2 protein-coding genes are annotated in these 2,802 nt (G+C 70.7%); both read right to left on the bottom strand.

Annotated elements, in window-relative coordinates:
* Positions 1–2,118, bottom strand: a 2,118-nt coding sequence (locus G6016_RS12085) for an MMPL family transporter (protein WP_182632894.1), incomplete at its 3' end; no start/stop codon positions are given.
* A gap of 14 nt (positions 2,119–2,132) precedes the next feature.
* Positions 2,133–2,802: alpha/beta fold hydrolase (locus G6016_RS12080; RefSeq protein ID WP_182632893.1), on the bottom strand; the 670-nt coding region annotated here is incomplete at its 5' end.

The raw sequence follows: 2,802 nt of genomic DNA, 5'->3' as shown, positions 1-2,802 counted from the left end.
AGTGCGCACGACGAACGTGTCCAGCAGCACGCCCAGCGCGACGATCACGCCGACCTGGGTGAGCACGATGAGCGGCAGGACGCCGAGCACCACGAACACCGCCGCCAGCACGATGCCCGCGGAGGTGATGACGCCGCCGGTCAGGGCGACCGCGCGCACCATGGCCTCAGGGGTCGAGTGTGTGGCCGACTCCTCGCGGGCGCGGATCGTCAGGAAGATCGAGTAGTCGACGCCGAGGGCGACCAGGAACAGGAAGCTGTACAGCGGCACCGACACGTCCAGGCCGGGGAAGCCCAGCACCTGGGTGGTGACGAACGTGCCGAGTCCCAGCGCCGCCACCGCGGACAGCGTGGTGGCCAGCATGACCAGGATCGGTGCGACCAGCGAGCGCAGCACCCCGATGAGGACGACGAACACCACGAGCAGGATAAGCGGCGCGATCAGGGTGAAGTCGCGGACGTTGCCCTCGTTGGTGTCGACGGCCTCGGCGACCGAGCCGCCGACCATCGCCTCGGAGCCGGGAACGGTGTCCACGGCGTCACGGAGTCCGACGATGCTGTCCTCGGAACGGTCGGTGGCGGGGGCGGCGTCGAGCACCACGTTGACGCGGCTCCAGCCCGTGCCGGACTCGCCCGACGGGTTGGCCGAGACCACGCCCTCGACGCCCTGGATGGACTCGAGGACCTGGCCCTCGGTGCCCGTGCGGGTGACGATGGTGACCGGGTTCGTGACGCCCGCGGGGAAGTGCTCGGCGGCGGTCTCCAGCCCCGCGGCGGACTCGGAGGCGGTGCGGAACTGCTCGGTCTGACTGAGCCCGACCCGGGTGCCGATCAGGCCGAGCCCCAGCACTGCGAGCAGCAGGACGCACGAGATCAGCACCGTGACCGGTCGCTGGACCACTCGGGCGGCGATGCGGCCCCAGATGCCGGCCGGCACCTCGTCGCGGAACCCCTCGGGCTTCTCGGCGGCGCGGGTGGGCCGGCCGGACTTCGCGACGGCGCCGGGGCGCGGGACGAACGGCCAGAACAATCCCCGGCCGCACACCGCGAGCGCGGCGGGCAGTGCGACGAGCGCGTAGACCGCCGCGATGATCAGGCCGACCGCGGCGGAGATCCCGAGCGAACGATAGTTGGGCAGGGTGGCCAGCAGCAGCGTGAGCAGCGCGAGAACCACCGTGATGTTGCTGGCCGCGATCGCGGGGACCGCGCCGCGGTAGGCCGCACGCAGAGCGCCGCGACGATCCTCGGTTCTGCGTAGCTCCTCGCGGTAGCGGGACACCAGGAGCAGGGCGTAGTTGGTTCCGGCGCCGAAGACCAGGACCGAGACGATGCCGGATGTGGAGGCGTCGACGGGGACATCCATCAGCTCGCCGACCTGCGACACGACCAGTGCGGCCACCCGGTCGGCGATCCCGATGATGATCAGCGGCACCAGCCACAGCACCGGCGAGCGGTAGGTGACGATCAGCAGCACGGCCACGACCAGTGCCGTCGCGGCGAGAAGTCGGAAGTCGGCGCCCTCGAAGGCGGCGGCGGTGTCCGCGGCGAAGGCCGGGCCACCGGTGAGCTCGGCGGTCATCCCGTCGCCGAGGCTGTCCGTGGCGGCGCTACGCATGTCGGCGACGAGTTCGCGGCCCTCGTCGTTGGAGATGACGTCGGACTCGACCGGCACGATCACCAGCGCGGCCTCGCCGTCCTCCGACGGGATCGGGCCCTGCGCCTCGGCACCCACGACCTCGGACATGCGTTGCCCCGCGGCGCCGGCGGCGGCCATGCCCTCCGGCCCCAGCTCGCCGCCGCCCGAGCGGGAGACGACGAGAACAGCCGGAACGGACCCGGAGTCGGGGAACTGCGCCTGGATCTGCGAGACCTGTGCGGACTCGGCCTCATCGGGCAGCGAGTTGGGCGCCTCGGACGACCCCTCGGACGCGGCCAGTGCGAACACGGCTCCCGAGATCACGAGCATGATCGCGAGCATCACCCAGGCCGTGACCCGGCCGGTGAGCAGACCCACCCACCCGCCGTCGCGAGTCGGGTCGGGGCCCGCGTGGCCTTCCGAACCGGTCGAGCCGTCGGGATCCGAATTGCCTGTTTTTGCCGGTAGGCCGTCCGCTGTCATCGAGTTCCTTGTCGTCACATTGTGTATTCGGAGAGGAACGCCGAAAGGATGGCGTTGACCTCATCGGGGCGTTCCAGCGTGGCTGAATGCCCCGCCCCGGGGATCTCGTGGAAGCGCGTCGTGGCGATGAGTTCCCCGAGTCGCCGGGATTTGGCCGGCGGCGTCGCGGCGTCCTCGGCGCCGACCATGATCAGGGTCGGCGCGATGATCCGTACCGCCTCGTCCTCACACGGGTCCCGGTCCGCGACCGATTCGATCGCCTTGATCATGCCCGCGCGATCGTTGCGGTCGAGCCTCGAGATCCACTCTTCCACCCACGGTGCATCCACGTTCTCCGGGGCCAGCATGATCGGGGCGACCCGCGTCCTCAGCGGACGGACGCCGGTGAGCCGGTACACCTTGGCGAGAGTCTTGTACTTGGTCCGGTTGGCGGGCTCCTCGGCCGTGGCGGCGGTGTCCATGAGCGTCAGCGTGTGCACCGACTCCGGGTACCGGGCCGCCAGGCGGATGCCCACGAAGCCGCCCATCGACAGCCCCACGAAGTTGACCACCGGGATCTGCAGGTGCCGCAGCAGTTCGGCCACGTCCACCGTGAGGGTGTCCATGTCGTAGCCGCCCAGGGCTCGCGGCGAGTTCCCCTGACCACGGAAGTCGATGGCCACGCAGCGGAAGTCGGCGCGCAGG

Source organism: Dietzia aerolata (assembly GCF_014144865.1).
Classification (GTDB): domain Bacteria; phylum Actinomycetota; class Actinomycetes; order Mycobacteriales; family Mycobacteriaceae; genus Dietzia; species Dietzia aerolata.
This window is presented reverse-complemented; position numbering and strand designations above follow the sequence as displayed.